Origin of the sequence: Listeria aquatica FSL S10-1188 (assembly GCF_000525795.1) — a bacterium.
Classification (GTDB): Bacteria; Bacillota; Bacilli; order Lactobacillales; family Listeriaceae; genus Listeria; species Listeria aquatica.
This window is the reverse complement of the sequence record NZ_AOCG01000019.1, coordinates 1-19,113: the sequence shown is the minus strand read 5'-3', so window position 1 is coordinate 19,113 and position 19,113 is coordinate 1. Positions and strand designations below refer to the sequence as shown.

The 19,113-nt window shown below is 41.2% G+C and carries 13 protein-coding genes, 1 other RNA gene and 5 pseudogenes; 5 read left to right on the top strand and 14 right to left on the bottom strand.

The window, feature by feature from the left end; genetic code table 11:
• Positions 1-88: 88 nt before the first annotated feature.
• On the bottom strand, positions 89-1,006 hold the full coding sequence (gene bla, locus MAQA_RS12610; protein ID WP_036074381.1) for a class A beta-lactamase: 918 nt from the start codon (positions 1,004-1,006) through the stop codon (positions 89-91).
• Positions 1,007-1,269: 263 nt separating this feature from the next.
• On the opposite strand from bla, the gene MAQA_RS16710 reads away from it, so the two are divergent.
• Entirely contained in the window at positions 1,270-1,416 is a 147-nt protein-coding gene (locus tag MAQA_RS16710; protein ID WP_149023372.1) for a LapA family protein, read from the top strand.
• Positions 1,417-1,632: 216 nt separating this feature from the next.
• On the opposite strand, the pseudogene MAQA_RS12605 reads toward MAQA_RS16710, so the two are convergent.
• From MAQA_RS12605 to tadA, 9 genes and pseudogenes are all read right to left on the bottom strand, one after another.
• Positions 1,633-2,281 (bottom strand): annotated as a pseudogene (locus MAQA_RS12605) (hypothetical protein).
• Positions 2,282-2,378: 97 nt separating this feature from the next.
• A complete protein-coding gene (locus tag MAQA_RS12600) occupies positions 2,379-2,870 on the bottom strand; it encodes a YehR family lipoprotein (RefSeq protein WP_036074377.1) in 492 nt (163 codons plus the stop codon).
• 200 nt (positions 2,871-3,070) lie between these two features.
• Positions 3,071-3,337, bottom strand: an RNA gene (gene ffs, locus MAQA_RS14285) — signal recognition particle sRNA large type.
• Positions 3,338-3,598: 261 nt separating this feature from the next.
• Positions 3,599-5,107, bottom strand: a complete 1,509-nt coding sequence (locus tag MAQA_RS12595; protein WP_036074375.1) for a gluconokinase — start codon at positions 5,105-5,107, stop codon at positions 3,599-3,601.
• Positions 5,108-5,195: 88 nt separating this feature from the next.
• Positions 5,196-6,939, bottom strand: a pseudogene (cydC, locus tag MAQA_RS12590) (thiol reductant ABC exporter subunit CydC).
• A complete protein-coding gene (gene cydD, locus MAQA_RS12585) occupies positions 6,939-8,663 on the bottom strand; it encodes a thiol reductant ABC exporter subunit CydD (protein ID WP_036074374.1) in 1,725 nt (574 codons plus the stop codon). The pseudogene cydC and the gene cydD overlap by 1 nt, the downstream one beginning before the upstream one ends.
• Positions 8,663-9,676: a cytochrome d ubiquinol oxidase subunit II gene (cydB, locus tag MAQA_RS12580; protein WP_036074373.1), complete on the bottom strand. Its 1,014-nt coding sequence runs from the start codon at positions 9,674-9,676 to the stop codon at positions 8,663-8,665. Before cydB ends, cydD begins: the two co-directional genes overlap by 1 nt.
• Positions 9,663-11,067, bottom strand: a pseudogene (locus MAQA_RS12575) (cytochrome ubiquinol oxidase subunit I). Before MAQA_RS12575 ends, cydB begins: the two are co-directional and overlap by 14 nt.
• Before the next feature lie 347 nt (positions 11,068-11,414).
• Entirely contained in the window at positions 11,415-11,918 is a 504-nt protein-coding gene (tadA, locus tag MAQA_RS12570) for a tRNA adenosine(34) deaminase TadA (protein WP_052008617.1), read from the bottom strand.
• A gap of 134 nt (positions 11,919-12,052) precedes the next feature.
• Here tadA and MAQA_RS12565 point away from each other — a divergent pair, with 134 nt between their 5' ends.
• A complete protein-coding gene (locus tag MAQA_RS12565; RefSeq protein ID WP_036074370.1) occupies positions 12,053-13,633 on the top strand; it encodes an acetate--CoA ligase in 1,581 nt (526 codons plus the stop codon).
• A gap of 110 nt (positions 13,634-13,743) precedes the next feature.
• On the opposite strand, the gene MAQA_RS12560 is transcribed toward MAQA_RS12565, so the two are convergent.
• Positions 13,744-14,994 carry an LPXTG cell wall anchor domain-containing protein gene (locus MAQA_RS12560; protein ID WP_036074398.1) on the bottom strand — a complete coding sequence of 417 codons (1,251 nt, stop codon included), beginning with the start codon at positions 14,992-14,994 and terminating at the stop codon, positions 13,744-13,746.
• 211 nt (positions 14,995-15,205) lie between these two features.
• On the opposite strand from MAQA_RS12560, the pseudogene MAQA_RS16470 reads away from it, so the two are divergent.
• Positions 15,206-16,403, top strand: a pseudogene (locus tag MAQA_RS16470) (multidrug efflux MFS transporter).
• Positions 16,404-16,500: 97 nt separating this feature from the next.
• Here MAQA_RS16470 and MAQA_RS14280 read toward each other — a convergent pair.
• On the bottom strand, positions 16,501-16,752 hold the full coding sequence (locus MAQA_RS14280) for a phage holin family protein (RefSeq protein WP_277619991.1): 252 nt from the start codon (positions 16,750-16,752) through the stop codon (positions 16,501-16,503).
• A 309-nt stretch (positions 16,753-17,061) separates the two neighbouring features.
• Here MAQA_RS14280 and MAQA_RS12545 point away from each other — a divergent pair, with 309 nt between their 5' ends.
• The gene (locus MAQA_RS12545; protein WP_036074367.1) at positions 17,062-17,400 is read left to right on the top strand and encodes a helix-turn-helix transcriptional regulator; all 339 of its coding nucleotides are present in this window, start codon (positions 17,062-17,064) and stop codon (positions 17,398-17,400) included.
• A 6-nt stretch (positions 17,401-17,406) separates the two neighbouring features.
• Entirely contained in the window at positions 17,407-17,859 is a 453-nt protein-coding gene (locus MAQA_RS12540; RefSeq protein WP_036074366.1) for an ImmA/IrrE family metallo-endopeptidase, read from the top strand.
• Between the two features lie 602 nt (positions 17,860-18,461).
• On the opposite strand, the gene MAQA_RS12535 is transcribed toward MAQA_RS12540, so the two are convergent.
• Together MAQA_RS12535 and MAQA_RS14580 are read right to left on the bottom strand one after the other, a co-directional pair.
• The gene (locus tag MAQA_RS12535) at positions 18,462-18,791 is read right to left on the bottom strand and encodes a hypothetical protein (RefSeq protein WP_052008607.1); all 330 of its coding nucleotides are present in this window, start codon (positions 18,789-18,791) and stop codon (positions 18,462-18,464) included.
• Positions 18,792-18,814: 23 nt separating this feature from the next.
• Positions 18,815-19,113: pseudogene (locus MAQA_RS14580) on the bottom strand (hypothetical protein); the annotation flags it as partial.

Genomic DNA, 19,113 nt, shown 5'->3' with positions numbered 1-19,113 from the left:
AGTACCAAAACAGATTTACGAATAATCCGTAAAAATAAAAGGCTAGAAACAAACCTGCTCCAAAAGCGTTTGTCCTAGCCTTTTTATTTTATAATGAAAATTCTTCGCTTAATACTTTAGCCACATCAGCAATCAGCTGATCGTTATACGAATCGTCTTCCTTATCCATTTTGGAGAAAACCGTCCAAACAAGTGGCTTCTTTTTACTGTTTTCTTTAAATATAATAGCAATATCATTTCGTGTTCCATAAGACCCAGCACCCGTTTTATCTCCCACAAGATACCCATCTGGAACACCCGCGCGAATGAGGTTATCCCCTGTTGTATTATCAACTAAAGTTTGTTTAAAATATTTTAGTGCTTGCGAATCTAAATGTTTGGGGTCTGTTAAATACTTCAAGTCTTGTCCAAATGCTTCCGGCGTTGTTGTATCCCTTATGTCACCAGGAATCGCCGAATTTAAATCCGTTTCGTAGCGAGAAGAAATAGTCGTCTTATCCCCTATAAGTCTCAATTCCTTTTGAAACTTCTTCGTACCGCCCATTTCATTAAGTAACAAGTTCCCAGCTGTATTATCGCTATAAGCTACAGCCGCATGAATAATCTCCTTGAGCGTCATCCCCTTGTCCACAAATTGCTCCGTGATAGGAGAGTAGTCAACTAAGTCCTCTTTTGAAAAGAAAATCGTTTTTTGCAACTCTTCCTCTGTACGATTTTTCAAGAGTAGCCCACTGATGATAGCCTTATATGTTGATGTATAAGCAAACCTTTCGCGTGAATGATACTTAATCTTTTCATTCCCATCTGTTGCATAAACACCTAATTTCGCGTTATATTTATTTTCTAGAACCTCTAGTTTTTCGCTCACCGAATTGATTTGCGGAGTCGCTTCCGCTTTTAGTTCATTTCTTGAATGCCGATTTTCGCTAATCCCCCAAATAGCTATACAGAATACCAAGACACCTAGAACCAAAATCCCCCATCTTGCGAGTACTTTTTTCTTCATAAACGCTATTCCCCCATTCGAATTGATAAGACTCATTATACACAGCAAAAAACAAGAAACTTTTAAGGAAGCTTAAAAGTTTCGCCTATTCTTCATCCTTTTATTTGTGTACCCTTCATGTTTTCTATAAAACTTAACGGGAATACTGATATAAATCAAAAATTTTCATATTGAGGAGGGCATATCCTTGGAAAACGAATCTAAAAAAAATCTCCATTAAACTTATTGTCAACATTATACTCATTGCCTTAATTATTTTATTTATGGTCTTTAATCGACAACACGTAACCATTCACTTTTTATTCGGTCAAATGTCGATCCCATTATTCATGGTCATCGCTATTTCCGCTATTTTAGGATGGTTAGCAGGATTTATTATCCCTAAATTCCGTTCAAAAACAAAGAAATAAATCATTCGGGATAACTACTCAAAACAGCAAACCATCCACTTCATCAAGGTGACTACATACTATAAAAATACTCCATTTGATTGACTAAAACTCAAATCCCCTTTTCCATCCACAATCATTTTAAATAACAAAAAACTCAGCTAAACAATTTAAAAAAGCAGAAATTCTTAGATGGGTTTATAAGTCACTCATCCAAAAATTTCTGCTTTCTTTTAATTAATTATCCTTAATTGAAAAAATCACCATGCGCTTGGCGTCATCTACACGCACGTCTACATTCTTGTTTAGTTTGTCTTGGAACAACTTCTTGATATCAAGAAAATCATCATAACTTGCAATATCACTTTTTTTATAGCCTTGCAAAATCGTCGGCTTGATTCTCGTTACATACTTATCCGTTGAAGTATTTTCTGGATCATAGCGGTATATTTCTTTACCCGTTTTATTGTGGAAAGAATAAACTGCATATTGATCTTTTTTCGTCCGAAAAACGTCTTCTTGGGTCACATAAGCATTGTCTGCCACACGATAATCCAATTTTCCAGCGAAGCTTTTATCCGCAGATGGTTTATTTAACTCAAATTGATTGTAGGCAATCCGAAAGAAATACTCAAGATTATAGTAACTATTTACCCGAAAATAAAGATGTTTGTTTTCTTTTTTCTTATCAAGTCCAATATCTGTTGATGAAATTGGAAAAACATCATACAATTTTCCATTCATTTCATAAGCAACATCATATTCATCCAGCACTTCTTGACGCTGAAATACACCAAAAATAACTCCAAGAGTTAAGAGTATAGCAGCAAGCACAACTAGAATACTTGTAATCACTATGGTTCTTTTTTTTCTTTAAGCGCTGCATAAACTTCATCCTCAACTTCAAAATTCAAATCCATTTTCTATTCTAACAGTTTTAGCGAACAATTTCACTAACTTAAACCAAAAAAAGGCACTTATGCTCACATAAGCGCCTTTTTTTTAGCTAAGTTATTTTTTCTCTCTTTGAAACCTTGCTCTTTTAGCATTTTTTCCGATTTTTCCATGCTAATCCCATTTTTAGTATTTCCTTCTGTCATCATACCAGAAATACCAGAAACTTGGTCCATATCAACTTTTTCATAGTCAATTGCAACCGTTTCACTTACTTCGTTGTCTCCGTAAGTAATATTTTCTTTCAAGCCTTTGATACCTTGATATTGATCAGCTGTTGCCTGTAGTTTTGCTTTTGCTTGATCCTTCGTTGTTACACCTAGAGCCGAAAAAGGAATTTTATTTTTGCTCGTTTGTTTAAGCACCTTGTCACCTTTGTATGTATAAGTCACTTCCATTGTCGCTCCATTTTTTTCCAGTTCAAATGTCTTCGTTTTCGCTTCTTCAGATCCACAAGCCGCAACTGTTAAAGCTAAAACAAATACAAATACAAGACTAAGCCCTCTTTTTAAAAATTTCATGATATCCCCCTTATTACTTTTTTACAAGTCTAGTATAAAAGATTAAAAACAAAATAGCGAGGATTATTTTTGTATTTGTCTTCACATGTATCCAATTAAACTAAATGTAAATAGCTTAAGGTCAATACTTTTCCGAGCTTTTTCAACAAATAAAAAATCTTCTCTAGCTAGAGAAGATTTAAATCAAATCATATTTAACGCCGTGCACCTCAATTCGACATACATCCACCTGCGCTTCTCTGATCGTTAGCTCAGATCAGGCTACCTCGCGGCACATAGAAGAACACTGCTTAATGCTGCTTCCTTCCGGACCTGACATGGTTCACAGGCTTCCATTGCGCAAGACCAAATCGTCAACACCACGTGTCAAAGGCTGACCAAACAGATATAAGCCTCAGTTGAGGAATTCAACCCCGCTAGAGCGGATTGCGGGTTACAGGGCGCCGCTATCTCCCCGTCTAGCACGGCAAATTTGCTACCATAATTTAGGAGTCCTTACGAAAAGGACTCAACTAATAGTGTATCTTTTTTAGTAAAAAAACACAAGTAAAATCTCTATTTAATTTTCACACCGCTAAATATACACTAACAAGCGTTGCTGCAATGGTTCCGAGCAAGCAAATCCCGATCAAAATCAAGGCAATCCAAACAATTTTTCGGTTCATAAGACAAAACCTCATTTCTAATTGACTTACCTACCTATCCCCAAAAACACTCGTTCATAAACGCTACTCGTCTTCATTTAGCCATTCAATTATACGTCGATTACTTGCCATGAGCGCTTCTGCCGCTTCCGCAAAGACAGCATGCCAAGCTAGGTAACGTTCGTGCCGTTTGGGATCCGGGAAAAAACGCGCCGTGATTTCCGGTTCTGCGTCCAGTTTAAACCCTTGGATTTTCCCAAAAGCCTCTAGCGCGATAATTGCCGCTCCGAGACTTGAGCCTTCAACCGTATGCGGAACTCGCACTTCATGCCCGAACACATCTGCAAGAAGCTGACACCAAAATTCTTGCTGAGCAATCCCCCCAGTCACATATAAAACGTCACCTTCCGCTTGAATTTCTTGATAAACACTATATAGGTTTAGCGTGACACCCTCAACAACTGCACGAACCATGTGCGCACGCGTATGGCTCTCTGATAGACCGAGGAAAGCCCCACGAATATCATCCGTCCAGTAAGGTGCCCGTTCGCCCAAAAGATAAGGCAAAAATAGCAAACCTTCCGCACCAAGTGGAATTTCTCCCGCTTGCTCCATCAGCTTTTCATAGTCACGTTCATTACGGATCGCACGTGGCGCAAGCTGTTCAAGCGCCCACTCCACAATTTTCCCACCATTATTCACAGCTCCGCCACGCACAAAATACCCGTCCGTCAATCGGTAACAAAAAGTTCTTCCATGCTCATCTGGCAAGAAAGAATGCCCAATCTTCCGAACCGCTCCGCTCGTTCCAACGGTCACCGTGACATCTGATTCACCAAGAGCTTGGATGCCAAGATTGGCGAGCGAACCATCATTTGCCCCTATCACAAATGGGGTATCCACGTTAAGAAGTAGCTTCTCCCCCGAGGCTTCAGAAAGCCCTGTAAGTTGATGGCTTTCTGAAACCACCTCGGGAAGCTTGCCTTCTGGAATATTCACTAAATTAAGCGCCAGCGGTTCCCATTCCATTGTAACTGGGTCAAACAAACCAGAACCAGACGCAAGAGAGGCATCAATGACCCATTCTCCAAAAAAGCGATATAGTACATAGCTTTTAATGCCACAAATTCGCATAGCTAGCTTGACTTTTTCTGGTTCCGTTTCCTGCAACCAACATAATTTTGCAAATGGACTCATCGCATGAATCGGCGTGCCCGTTTTTTGATAAAGTGCCTCCAGATCAAACTTTTGCTTCATCCGTTTAAGTGCCCCTGAACTTCTTCCATCAGCCCAAGTGATACACTTCGTGAGCGGCTTTCCAGTTTCATCTACCAGTATCAAGCTGTGCATTGCCGCACTAAAAGATACCGCCAAAATTTCATTTTTATCTACCTTGCTTTCTAACATGACCCCACGAATTGCGCCACAAACAGCTTCAAAAACCTGTTCTGGATCGAGTTCAGCTTTTCCGCGCGTATCCGTTTTCATTTGATAAGAAATCGCACACCGATTAACAACTTGGCCTTGTTCAGTAAAAAGCACTGCCTTCGTACTAGACGTACCAATATCAACGCCCATTACAAATTCACTCATGTCTCATCCCTCGTTTCTGGCACCATTATACCAAAAAAGGAGCTTTTGCACCGAGATAAACTCACTGCAAAAGCTCCACCTTGCCATTTTAATTCAATTTGATTGGTCGGTCCAGCTCATAAAGCCTGCGATAACGCGGCTCACTTGCCATAAGTTCCGCATGCGTCCCTTGCATCAAAATCGAACCTTCCTCAAGGAAAACGACCGTATCCATTTTTTCTGCTCCAACTAAGTGATGTGTCACCCAAATGACTGATTTCCCTTCGAGCGCCTCAAAAATCGTTTGCAAAAGCTCTCGTTCAGTAATGGGGTCTAGCCCAACCGTTGGCTCATCCAAAATAACAATCGGCGTATCTTGCAAAAGAATCCGAGCGAGCGCAATCCTTTGACGTTCCCCGCCAGAAAAGCGCGCTCCCATCTCAGTCATTTGCGTTTGATAGCCATCTGGCATGCTCATAATGAAGTCATGCATCTTAACTTGACGTGCCGCCTCATACACTTCCTCATCCGTCGCATCCTGATTCCCCATCCGGATATTGTTTAGCACCGATGTGCTAAACAAATGTGCCTTTTGATTGAGCATCGAAACGACTTCTGCCATCTGCGGTCGAATTTCTTCCACTTTAACGTCATTCATCAACACTTCACCGCTCGTCGGCGTAAGAGCCCCCTGCACAAGTTCCAAAAAAGTAGACTTCCCGGTTCCACTTCGCCCGATCATCGCCACTTTTTCCCCTTGCGCAAGCTTAAAATCAAACTGATTCAAAACAAATGGGCTTTTTTCATTATACTGGAACGAGAGTCCCCGAGCTTCAAATGCTACGCTCTTCGTTTCGATACGCACATTTTGTTCAAGCTCATGTTCAAAATCAGGCAGACTCGGATCTTCAATTTTGTCTAGTCGATCAAGTGAATCTTGATAAAGCGATTTATCACTGACCGCGCTTGAAACTGGCACAAAAGCCTCGCCAAGCGACATAATGGCTAATACAAAAGCTGCAATGAAGGTTCCATCAAACACCCCGTCCTGAGCTTGTCCGGCACTCCAGTAAACCATCACAACAACCGTCGCCCCGACAATCAATTGGCTGAAAAAGTCCCGCCAATTGACGAAGTGAAACTGCTTCGTTTCCACTTTTAACAGATCTCTCTCATCTTTTTCATACCCCTTGATGAAGCTTTTTTCTCGTCCGCTAAACATCCAGTCACTTAGCCCAAAAACAGCATCGGTAAACTGATTGTAAAGCCCGTTTCTTCCCTGCTTTAAGTAGGCATTTTTCCCTCTCGCATAAAGCAGAGAGAGCCAAGGTAAAACAAAAACGAGCAAGCCGATCAAAATGAGCATCAAAATGGCGAACGAAATGGAGAAAGCACCCAGTGCGATGAGAACGCCGGCATAAAGTACCACACTCACAACCGCAGGGAACATCGTTGTTAAGTAAAAGTTTTGCAGATGTTCAATGTCATCCGCAAGCAAGCCCAAAATATCCCCGGTCCGGTAGCGCGACTTAATTAGTAGCGCCTGCGGTTCTAGAATGCGGTAGAGTCTGACGCGCATTTTCTCCAAAATTTTTTAAAACAAGCGAGTGGCTCGAAAGTCGTTCGACGTAACGAGAAACGGAGCGCATGATCCCGAAAGCGCGCACCCCAACGGTAGATACGTAAACAGCCATGATCGACTCCGGCATCAAGGAAGACTTTGAAATCAAGTGACCCGATGTAAACATCAAAGCTGCACCTGCTGCAAACGTGAGTACGCCGAGTGAGGTAACGAGAATAAACAGTCTGAGATTTTCTTTGATATAAGGACCTATCCAACTGTTTTTAAGCATTATATCTCCTCCAACTGAGCTTTTACTAGCTTGTAGTAAAACCCTTTTCTCGCAAGCAACTCATCATGTGTCCCTGTCTCGACAATTTGCCCCTTATCGAGCACAATGATTCGGTCCATCTCAAGCATCCAGTGCAGTCTATGCGTTGCTAAGAAAACGAGCCGATTCTTGAAAAGTTCTAACATCGGCGCCTTTAACTCCGCTTCCGTTTCAATATCAAGATGCGCCGTTGGTTCGTCAAGTAGTACTACTTTTCGATTCGACAAAAATGCTCGTGCAAGCGCAGTCCGCTGTTCCTGGCCGCCGCTAAGTGTCCGTCCTGCTTCCCCAACGACCGTTTCGTACCCAGCGTCTAAACTGGCTACAACACTCGTAAGACCTGCCGCATCCGCTGCACGTTCCACTTCTTCTTGCGTGGAATCCGGATGGTAAAACTTGATGTTCGAAGCGATTGTCCCGTGGAATAAATACGGATGCTGTGGAATGTAGGTCACTTGCTCCTGCCAAGCTGCATCCGAAAGCTGCACTTGTTTTTTATCATCCATTTCAAAGTGCCCTTCTGTCGGTGCCAAAAAGCCGCTCAAAATGTCAATCATCGTGGATTTTCCGGCACCTGTTGCACCGATAATACCAATTTTTTCATAGCCTTTCACTTCAAAATCAGCCCCAGCAAGCGATGCGGTTTCAGCACTGTCATGCCGCACAGAAATCCCCTGCATCGCAAAACGAGTATCTTCTCCGTAAGCATCCGCAGATTCGCCAGGATTCGCCGCTTTTTCTTCTTCGCCTCGATCAATAATCGCTTGGATATTCCGACCTGCATCCTGCCCGTCAAGCGTCGCATGGTAATCCGTCCCCAGTTCTCGAACGGGAAGGAAATATTCCGGTGCTAAAATCAAAATTGCTAATGCCACATAAAGCGTGATAGTGCCATTAATCAAGCCCAGCCCAAGGAATAGCGCCACAATCGCAATCGAAAGCATCGTAAAGAAATCGAGCGCAAAGGAAGATAGAAAGGCCACCCGGAGTGTGCGCATCGTCGCTCGTCTGTATCTTGCACTCGTCCCCCGGATGCTTTTTTCATGACTATGGCTCAAGCCAAGATATTTCAAGGTTTCAAGCCCTTTTAGCGAATCAACAAAATGGTTCGACAAAATCCGGTAAGATTCAAACTGCGAATCGGCTTGCTTTTTGGCCGCTAATCCCAAAATAATAAGGAAAAGGATGAGGATTGGGAAAGTTACAAATAATATGAAAGCTGACGTTCCGTTTTGCGTAAGCACGTAAATCCAAATCATCGCTGGGATGATGGCCATGTTCATAAATTTAGGCAAGAAAAGTTCGATGAAGCGTCTAAAATCTTGTACGCCTTCCATGACCATGGTCACAATTTTTCCTGTTCCTTCGGCGCGGGTAAAGCGCGGACCAAGAACGAATAGATTGCTAAGAAGTTCTTCACGCATGCGCTTTCCTGTTTCCGCGGCATAGCGGTAGACAATCCCCTTTTTCCAGACATTTAAAAAATGACGTACAAAATACGCCCCGGTAAAGAGGAACATTTGTAACGCCACAGAGGAAAGTGCCTCGCCGTGAAACAGGTCTGTCACTGCATCGGCGAGGGCACGAGCCAAGACGATAATTGCTGCGCCTTGAATCAAGGTGAGTACAGCTAAAATCGCTAGTATTTTTTTAATACCTTTATATTTAAATAGATCTTTTCCCATTAATACGTCATTTTCTCCTTACTCGAAACGCGTTTACGGAAAACATAGTAACTCCAGATTTGATAGCCGAGCACAAACGGCAACAACGTCACCGCTACAATCGTCATCACGGTCAAAGAGTAATTTCCCGATGCCGCATTATAGATGGTCAAATCAAATGCTGAATCAATCGAACTGATCATTACACGTGGGAATAAGCCGACGAAAAGTGTTGCAACGGTAATTGCAATACCCAGTCCTCCGAAAGCAAAGGCCAATCCGTCGCGACCTTTCCACAAGAACACTGCTGAAAGCACGTACATCACAACGACGACCGCAATCATTAGCGGAACAAGCACAGGACGCGCTTGGAAAATATCCGAGAAGAAGAACGCCATCACTACGAAGACAACTAGTACGGGGATCGTGATCCACCAAACCCGTTTAGCCATTCGGCGAGCTCGTTCCTGAATCTCATTTTCTGTACGAATTGTAATAAACATCAAACCATGAAGCAAGCACAGCATTGTTACAGTTATACCACCCCAAACGGAGAAGACTGTAATGTAATCGAAGAAACCAGCGTGCATGTTCATATCATGGTTAATTGGCATACCTTGAATCAAGCTGGCGAATAAAACGCCGAATAGGAAAGGCGGTAAAATACTGCCGACAAAAACCATCCAGTCCCAGAAATTACGCCAAGCAGCACTTGCTTTTTGATGGCGGAACTCAAACGAAACACCACGTGCAATGAGTGCAAGCAGTAGAACGACAAACGGAATGTAGTAACCGCTAAACATTGTCGCATACCAGTTCGGAAAAGCAGCAAAGATTGCACCACCTGCTGTTAGTAACCAAACTTCATTGGCATCCCAGAACGGGCCAATCGTGTTTACTAGAACGCGTCGTTCTAAGTCGTTTCTTGCCATAAAGCGCGTAGACATTCCGACGCCGAAGTCAAATCCTTCAAGGAAGAAAAATCCGACGAACAAAACAGCGATCAACAGAAACCATAGCTCATTCAGTGACAATTTCGTCGCCCCCTTTATCAAATGGATCGACGGAAACTTTTTCTTGTTTCTTCTCACCATAAGGTCCTTTTTTGATTTCGCGAATAAATAAGTATACTAAAACAATCAATAAGATTGAGTAAATCGTTGAGAAGGCGATAATCGAGAAGAGCAATGAACCAGCTGAAACGTTTGGTGAAACAGCATCTGCCGTCTTTTGATACCCGAAAACAACCCAAGGCTGACGTCCAATTTCTGTCATAATCCATCCCATCGAGTTAGCTAAGAACGGGAAGAATAGCATTGGAACCATTAGACGCAAGTACCATTTCGCATTTTCGAGTTTCTTGCGCCATGCAAGTACAACACCAATCAGTGCGAAAAGAATCATTAGCATTCCAGCAGCAACCATGATACGGAAGCTCCAGAATGAAGTGCGCACTGGTGGAATATAATCGCCAGGTCCATATTGTTGTTCATATTGCGCTTGAAGTGTATTCATCCCTTCTACTGAACCACTTAATGTAGAGTAAGATAGGAAACTTAGCGCATATGGAATTTCAATTGACCACGTATTTTTGCGGTTATCTACGTCAATACCGGCAATCGCTGTCCATGGGGCAGGATCCGCAGTATCCTCCCAAACGCCTTCTGTTGCAGCCATTTTCATTGGTTGCGTTTTGACCAAGTATTGTGCTTGCGAGTGACCGCTGAATGCTGTACCAAATCCGCCAATGATGGCAAGTACAAGCGCTACTTGGAAAGAGCGTTTGAAGAAGTTTGTATCTTCCTTTTTAAGCATTTTATAAGCACTGATCCCTGCAACGAAGAAAGCTCCTGTTGCGAACGCACCAAAAATAACGTGCGGGAATTCAACGAGTAGCTGACCATTCGTGATAAGTGCCCAAAAGTCATTCATTTCGGCACGACCATTTTTAAATTCGAAACCAACTGGATGTTGCATAAACGAGTTAGCAGCGAGAATCCAAAAGCTTGAAAGAATCGTACCAATCGAAACAAGCCAAATACATGCTAAATGAAGTTTTTTTCCGAGGCGATCCCAACCAAAAATCCATAAACCGATAAATGTCGATTCCATGAAGAAAGCAAGAAGCGCTTCAATAGCTAGCGGAGCACCAAATACGTCCCCTACGAAACGAGAATAATCGGACCAGTTCATCCCAAATTGGAATTCTTGGATGATCCCGGTTACGACACCGACCGCGAAGTTAATCAGAAACAAGTGTCCCCCAAAACTTCGACATTCTTTTGTAAACATCTTTTCCTTTCACAACATACAACGTCTGCATGAGCGCGACCATGAACACAAGTCCAATGGATAGCGGCACGAACAGAAAGTGAAAGATCGTTGTTGATGCGAACTGGAAGCGGGCTAGAAACAAAGTATCCACCCTTTTCCCCTCCTTTTTTTTGCGTTTTACATGTCTTTTTCAAGCGCTTGCAAAGATTGTGAAAAAAACCGAAACAAACCGCTAGTGGTTGTTCTCCTTTTCACAATCATAGGTAAATCTCACTACAAAGTCTTTTTGCGCAAACACTATAAGAAAAATTATTAAACTAGAATAAGTTCTGTATACAGTACATTTTATCCTATTTCGCCTGAAAATCATTTAGTTCTTTAGTAGCTTTTTTATAGCTTACTGTACACAATTAAAGCAGACAAAGTTAAAGCCTTCGCTAGACTTAAGCTAGAGTTTTGCTCGATTATTCACATTCGAAAATAAAAATAGGGATTCCCCTAAAATAGTAAAAAAGACTCATTCGTTTTTTTTGAGACTTGTAATTTTTTTTTACGCTCCCTCAGATCCTTAAAAAATGAGGTGAGCAGTTCCGCCGTTTCTTGCTGCAGAAGTCCTTTTTCCACTTCACAGGTATGATTGAAGCGATCGTCTTCCAGTAAATTCATCAGTGTCCCTGCAGTTCCCGCTTTTGGGTCACTGGCGCCGTAGTAAACTTTATGAATTCGTGAGAGTAAAATGGCGCCACTGCACATCGGGCAAGGTTCAAGCGTCACATATAAATCGGCGCCCGAAAGTCTCCAAGAACCTTGCTTAATGCAAGCATCTTGAATGGCTAAAAGTTCTGCGTGTGTAATAGCATTTTGGGAGGTTTCTCGCAAATTATGGCCTCGCCCGATAATTTCTCCATCTAATACAACAACCGCTCCAATTGGTACTTCACCAAGATCGCGTGCCTTTAAAGCTTCTTTTATCGCTTCCCGCATAAATTTTTCTTTTTCCACTTCCGTTCCCCACTTCTCAACCGTTTTTTTCATCTTAGCATAATCCTGCTTTTCTTTACAGTTGCTTTTTAGATTTAAATATATTACCATGTTCTATTATCAGGTACTAATTTTTTAAAAGGAGGAAATCTATTTTGTATTCAGAAAACTTAATTGCACCCGAACTCTATAACATTACGGACGAAATCACAAAATTCGCCTCTGACAAAACAGCCTTAATCTGGAAATCTCCAGATGCGCCTGAAAGAAGCTGGAGCTACAATGAACTGCTTGCTGAAGCGCGTAAATTTGCAAACGTTGTTAAAAAAGCTGGAATTAAAAAGGGAGACCATGTCATTGTCATCACGCCTCGCTTACTTGAAACCTATTCCATTTATATGGGTTTATGGATGGCTGGTGCCATTATTATTCCGGCATCCGAACTTTTAAAAGCACACGATCTTGAATATCGTATTCGCCAAGCGGGCGTAAAAGGGATCATCGCCTATGCGGGTCTTCATCAAGAGATCGATAAAATTTCGAACATTGATTCCTTGCTAAAAATGCGTATTCTACTCGATGGAACCGCCTTAGAATGGACAAACTATGCGACAGTCATGGAAAAGGCTTCCGCTGAATTTACTCCCGTTGAAACTCACCGCGAAGACCCTTGTTTACTTGCCTTCACAAGTGGAACGACTGGAAACCCGAAAGGTGTGGTACACGTTCACGGCTGGGGCTATGCGCACATCCGGATTGCGGCTGATCACTGGCTTGATATTCGTGAAAACGACCGCGTTTGGGCGACCGCTGGACCCGGCTGGCAAAAATGGATTTGGTCACCATTTCTTTCCGTTCTCGGAAAAGGCGCAACGGGATTCATGTATAGCGGACGATTCTCCCCAGAAAACCAACTGAAACTGCTAGAAGAGCAGCAAATTAATGTCCTTTGCTGTACGCCGACCGAATATCGTTTAATGGCCAAAGTGACCCACTTAGACAGATTTGACTTATCACACCTTAGAAGCGCTGTTTCTGCTGGAGAACCGCTTAATCGCGAAGTTATTAATGTTTTTCAAGATACATTTGGAATCAAAGTACGCGATGGCTACGGCCAAACGGAAAGCACGCTATTAATTGGTACGCTCGTTGATACGCCCATCCGCCCAGGTTCGATGGGAAAACCAATCATGCCTGAATATATGGCCATTGTAGATGAAGCGGGAAAACCTGTTCCACAAGGTGAAATTGGTGATATCGCGGTCCGGAAAGACTTCCCGGCGCTCTTTAAAACATATTATAAAGAACCTGAGCGACTGGAAAAGGCTATCCGTGGCGATTATTTTGTCACTGGAGACAGAGCTTATGCCGACGATTCCAATTATTACTGGTTCCAAGGTCGAAACGATGACATTATCATTAGCTCTGGATACACCATTGGGCCGTTTGAAGTTGAGGATGCGCTCACACACCATGAAGCTGTGAAAGAAGTCGCAGTCGTAGCGAGTCCTGATGAAATCCGAGGTACGGTCGTAAAGGCCTTTATCGTGCTTAAAGATGGCTATACAGGAAGTGAAGAACTAAAACGAGAATTACAAACTTTCACCAAGAAAATCACCGCCCCGTATAAATATCCGCGCCGAATTGAGTTTGTAAATTCGCTCCCTAAAACGGATTCTGGGAAAATTAGACGCGTAGCGCTGCGCGAACAAGAATTTGCAAATCTTAGAAAATAAATAAAGACAATCTTCCTAAAAGTTCAGATGAAAACTGGACTTATAAGGAAGATCGTCTTTTTTAAAAGAAAAACCGGCAAGAAACAAAACTGCCGGTTTTCACTCAACTATTAATTTCTTTTTCTTAAGTACAAGCCCGCTAGTACAGCAAGTAAAGTTCCTGCCGCTGCAAGTCCACCTGTTTCCGCATCTCCAGTTTTCGGAAGTGCTGCTGGATCAGCTTTTTTCGCAACTGTTTTTACAACTGGCGCCGCTGGTTTAGCCGGTTTAACTGGTTTTTTCACTGTTTGAAGAGGCTTGATGCCTGTGTTCTCCAAAAGACTTGTATGTCCGTAAGTGTAAATGCCAACGTCACTTATTTCGCCAGTTTCAAGGATAAACGACCAGATAAAGACAACCGAACCACTCTTAAGTGGCGTTGCCAAATGAATATGGAAATTCCCGTTTGCATCAGCAAGTGCTTCGCCAATAACGACACCGTCTTCGCTTGCCATTTGTACATGAGCATTTGGTTTTGTTTTTCCATAAACGTCTGTCGCAGTTGATTTCACTGGATCAATTTGTGGTGCTTCATAATCGAACGAATCTTCATCAATTACCGTATAAGTGAGCGTGATTCGAGATTCATTTCCTGCTGCATCACGTGCTACAATGACTGCACTAAATGTTCCAGCTTTTGAAGTATTGAGTGTTTCAGATCCGTCTGCAAAGAAAACTTCATAGTTATCAGAGTTATCCGATACGTCTACTAATTCATCTGCAAACCATTCTTCGTACATCCCAAACTCAGGATTGTTTTCAACGAGGTTCAAAACAGGCGCCTTTGTATCAACTACTGTGTAACTTACAGTAACCTCTTCTGTTGTTGTGCCATCAGTTGCTTCAATCACAACTGATTTCTTCCCGATCGTTGAAAGAACAGGCTTTGCTTTAAAGCTCAGTGCTACACCAGATTTTGCTTCTGCAAAGTATGCAGGTGTAACGCTTGAATTCACTTCTACGCTCAAATTCGCTTTTGCTACGGCAAGTGGCGTTGTAACTTTCGCATCCTTTTTAACTACAGCTTTTTCGTCTTCGGCTTTCACAGATTCTTTCGGTTTCACTGTTTCTTCTGGCGCTTTTTCTGCTTTTTTATCTGTTTCTTGTTCTGTTTTTACTTCTGGAACATCTTTTTCAAGCTGTTTTGATTCTTTTTCTTGCACGGCTTCTTGCTGCTTGTCTTTATTTTGCACCTGACTTTCGCTAACTACCTTTTCGAACTTGTCTACTTCTGGCGCCTCTACTGCAAGTACAGAACTTGGTAAAAACAAGCCCACCGACAAAGCTAAAACTCCACAACTTACTTTTATAGTCTTTTTCATCTTGATTCTCCCTTTTTCATGAAGTTTTGAATGGCTTAAGCTCCTAATCAGAACCGCTCCACTCCCTCCAAGTATAGCAACGAAATTCATAAGAAACCAGCTGATTTTTCATTAATCAGAAAGTTTTTTCATTTTTTGTCACAAAATGTTCACATCCATTTACATTCCAACAAATTCGGAGTAGGATAAAACAGATAAAGGAGCGATTTTCTTGGAAACAAAATTAAATTGGAAACGAAATCTTTATATTTCCTGGCTAGGTTGTTTCCTAACGGGCGTCAGTTTTAACCTAGTCATGCCGTTTATGTCTTTGTATATTTCAGACCTTGGCGTAACAGATCACACGGAGTTAAATGTCTGGTCGGGGCTTGCTGTCAGCGCAACGGCTCTTACTTCTGCACTGGTCTCGCCATTTTGGGGTCGACTGGCAGACCGAAAAGGCCGCCGTTTGATGCTACTTCGTGCCTCGCTTGGCATGACAATCACAATGGGGTGCCTCGGTCTTGTTCAAAACGTCTATCAACTCGTTCTTTTGCGAGCACTCAACGGGCTTTTATCGGGATACATACCTAACGCAACGGCACTCGTCGCCTCGCAAGCTCCGCAAAACAAAAGCGGCTGGGCGCTTGGATTCCTTTCTACTGGAACGATTTCAGGCACTTTGATTGGACCGTTAATTGGTGGATTTCTTGCAGATATATTTGGATATCGACCTGTTTTTTTCATCACTGGATTCGTCTTATTACTTACTTTTTTACTTACTTTATTTTTCTTGAAGGAAGATTTCAAACCTGTTATCCGAGAAAAAAATGCTCACAACGCGGCAGTTATTCCAGCGGTTACCAAGCAAAAATCTGGTTCTTGGCCTTTTCTTAACCACATTTATCATTCAAATCGCCAATACTTCGATCAGCCCTATTTTACCGCTTTATATTCGCGAACTCCTTGGAAGCGATAATAATATTTCATTAATTAGTGGAATTATCACTTCTGCACCAGGAATCTCCGCCTTGATTGCTTCCCCGTATCTCGGGAAACTAGGTGACAAAATTGGTAATCACAAAGTTTTAATCGGTGGACTTGTTGCTGCCGCTATCATCATGGTGCCAATGGCTTGGGTACAGAGCCCGCTTGAACTTGGATTGCTTCGGTTCTTGCTTGGATTCACGACTGGCGCGTTAATGCCTTCCATTAACACCCTGATTAACAAAAATTCGCCGCGGGATTCTTTAAGTAGTATCTTTTCGTACAATCAAAGTTCGCAAAGTCTTGGTAATGTGGCGGGGCCACTTATTGGCTCGAGTGTTTCTGCCGCATTTGGATACCCAATCGTGTTTTACATGACTAGTCTTTTCTTGCTAGGCAACTTATTTTTCACGCATAACATGTTCAAGAAGCATTCGAAATAAATCGATCAAAATGGACTAGCGCCACTTTATCGCGCTAGCCATTTTTTATTTATCCAGCCTCTCCTGCGTTTCTTGCCTTATTTTTTTTTCATGATTTTCACCGGCATTCGTTTTTAAACACTTCGACTAAGTTTTTTAGCACTTTCGGTATCTTTATTCCTAGCTGCATCAGTGTTTCAATCATTGTGAGTAGCTCGTTAGCTAAGTAAAAGAAAGCCGCCCCATCTCGAACCATATTCTCATCCCCAATCACTCGATCCGTTTGATGGGCAACCGCAATAACTAAAAAAATCGCCAATTTCTTCAAAAAAGCATGAATTGCAAACTGATAGGATATTTTTTTTTCGATAAATCGCGAGAAAAAGCTGTAATAGATAGTTAACGCCTAAAAAATACAGTAAAACTTGAAAAACAATGTTGTTGTCCCCAAAAATATACTGCAAATACTGATCCATTTTTAGCCTCCTCTCTTCCAAACTATTTGTCCCGTGTAAGTGGTTGTTCCTTTCATTTTTAATCCCTCCAATTTTCTCTGTACATATATTTTAGCACCAAATCGGTTACATGTAAATTGATTGGTGCTAAAAAACTTATTTTGTTTCCAAATAGGTTACAAAATGTTATACTAAAGTTATTCTATAAAAGGAGAAGATCGGACATGGAACTCAACAAATTTGTAGGAAATAAAATCCGCCAGTTTCGTGAAAATAGTCGGATGAGCCAAGGAGCCTTAGCTACCGAACTTGAGACGACGCGCCAAACTGTAAGTCGCTATGAAAATGGAGAACGGAAAGTGAGCCAAGATGTTCTTTACCAGCTTGCAGGAATTTTTAATCAGCCGATTGATGCCTTTTTTCCACCCAGATCGAGTGCAAACGAAAAAAATGAGCATCTGCTAACGATTGCTGCCCACCTTGATGATGATGTAACTGAAGAAGAAATGCGTGATATTTTGGCGTATATAGATATGAAAAAGAGGCTCCACCGCGGGGAGTGAGTGAATATGTATGAAAAACTCGTGAATGATTACAAAGATTTTATAACTATTAAGGAAGAAAAAATGCCAGATAAGCTTCCGGGGCTTTTTCTGGATGGCACTATTTTTATTGATAGCCGCAAGACACAAGTCGAGAAGCGCTGTTTACTAATTGAGGAATTAATGCACTGGAAATACACATACGGGAATATTGTAGATCAAACTTATTTACCGAATCGCAAGCAAGAAATTTTCGCACGTCGCCGTGCATTTGAAGAATTGGTACCTATTAACGAGATTATCCGTTGTTTCTATCTTGGTCTGACAGAATATCACGAAGTGGCGGAACAGCTAGAAGTGACAGAAGAATTTTTACGAAATACGGTCGATGCTTACCGCGAAAAATACGGGATGATGTACAACTATGGCCGTTACTACATTAATTTTGGTAATACGATCGATGTATACCGAAAATATTGATTTCAATCTCAAATTGTTTCATGTGAAACAATAGAATCCCCTCGCTAACTTTTAGCGAGGGGGTTCTATCCACTCTTAATTTATTATACACCGCAGTAAGTTTACGCTTTTTTCAAAAAAAACTTCTTGACCATATTTAAAATCAGAGAATTCTCTTACTCTGCCCACTATGCTAGCTCATTCAGCCACTGAATACACATGATATTTTTGATTTGTTTCATCCAAATTCGAGTATGATAAATTATCTAGACTGGCGAAAGTCAAATATCCTAGTTCTTCATTGTTTAATAACTTAATTGTTTCTTCATGCATTTCCCTTATATTCTATAATTTTTCACTCGTTTATTTCAACTTTTCAGAAAGCGCAGCGACTAAGAAATGAGTTCTTTATAACAAACGAATTATCTAATTATCAAGTGATAATTCTTTCCGTAATAATTTCTACTTCATTCCCAGAAACTCATTTTTCATAATAAGAGTCAAATAAAGGATATACATATTCTAAGTAACCCAAATTGTCTATACTATTAAAGGCAGATTCTTACGCTCTTCCATCAACTCAGCATCAACTCTTAATACTTTTTTTTTCATAGTAATATTTGTCAGTTCTTGTAAAACCCATTTTTTTTAGCAAGTTTAGAATCGGATGTCCCTATTAATAAATATTGTTTATCGCTATTACTTATAAGTTCAAAATTTTCACATTGATACCTAACAAAAGCTTTGATTTCAAAAAGCTCACTTAAGTTTGATAAACTTACTTCTTTTACATATAAATTAGGAAGTATGTCTTTATTAAGGTAGTAATCAGGATATTCTTTTAGTTTAAACCCATTTGTTGTATCATTCTTATCCTCACTTACTAGTCTAACTTGCTGACCACTTATCTCACTAACTTTATATACTTTGCCTTTGTAATTAGCATAAATCACTATTGTTCACCTGCCTTATCTGATTATTTCACTTCAACAAACCGACCTAGGTCAGCATCAAATATTCCTACCAATTTTTGCTCATTATTAATTACTTTATATAATTTAGCACCATTGTTTGGAAATTGTCTATCTCTAAATTTCCACTCTGGAACAACCTCTCCATTTCTCGATGCAGTAAATCCATTGTACGTACATGGTGGATCATCAATATTTGTCCCCCCGTACCTTTCTCCGTAAGGAATTTCAATGTCACCTACTTTGTCTGTCCTAAACTCTAATTTCCCATAAGTATTCCCATCTTCCGGAAACGGTCTCTTGC

Bases quoted from the DNA above. Each gene is read 5' to 3' on its own strand.
- bla (WP_036074381.1), bottom strand. From the start codon at position 1,006: ATGAAGAAAAAAGTACTCGCAAGATGGGGGATTTTGGTTCTAGGTGTC.
- MAQA_RS16710 (WP_149023372.1), top strand. From the start codon at position 1,270: ATGGTCTTTAATCGACAACACGTAACCATTCACTTTTTATTCGGTCAA.
- MAQA_RS12600 (WP_036074377.1), bottom strand. From the start codon at position 2,870: ATGAAATTTTTAAAAAGAGGGCTTAGTCTTGTATTTGTATTTGTTTTA.
- MAQA_RS12595 (WP_036074375.1), bottom strand. From the start codon at position 5,107: ATGAGTGAATTTGTAATGGGCGTTGATATTGGTACGTCTAGTACGAAG.
- cydD (WP_036074374.1), bottom strand. From the start codon at position 8,663: ATGGGAAAAGATCTATTTAAATATAAAGGTATTAAAAAAATACTAGCG.
- MAQA_RS12560 (WP_036074398.1), bottom strand. From the start codon at position 14,994: ATGAAAAAGACTATAAAAGTAAGTTGTGGAGTTTTAGCTTTGTCGGTG.
- MAQA_RS12545 (WP_036074367.1), top strand. From the start codon at position 17,062: ATGGAACTCAACAAATTTGTAGGAAATAAAATCCGCCAGTTTCGTGAA.
- MAQA_RS12540 (WP_036074366.1), top strand. From the start codon at position 17,407: ATGTATGAAAAACTCGTGAATGATTACAAAGATTTTATAACTATTAAG.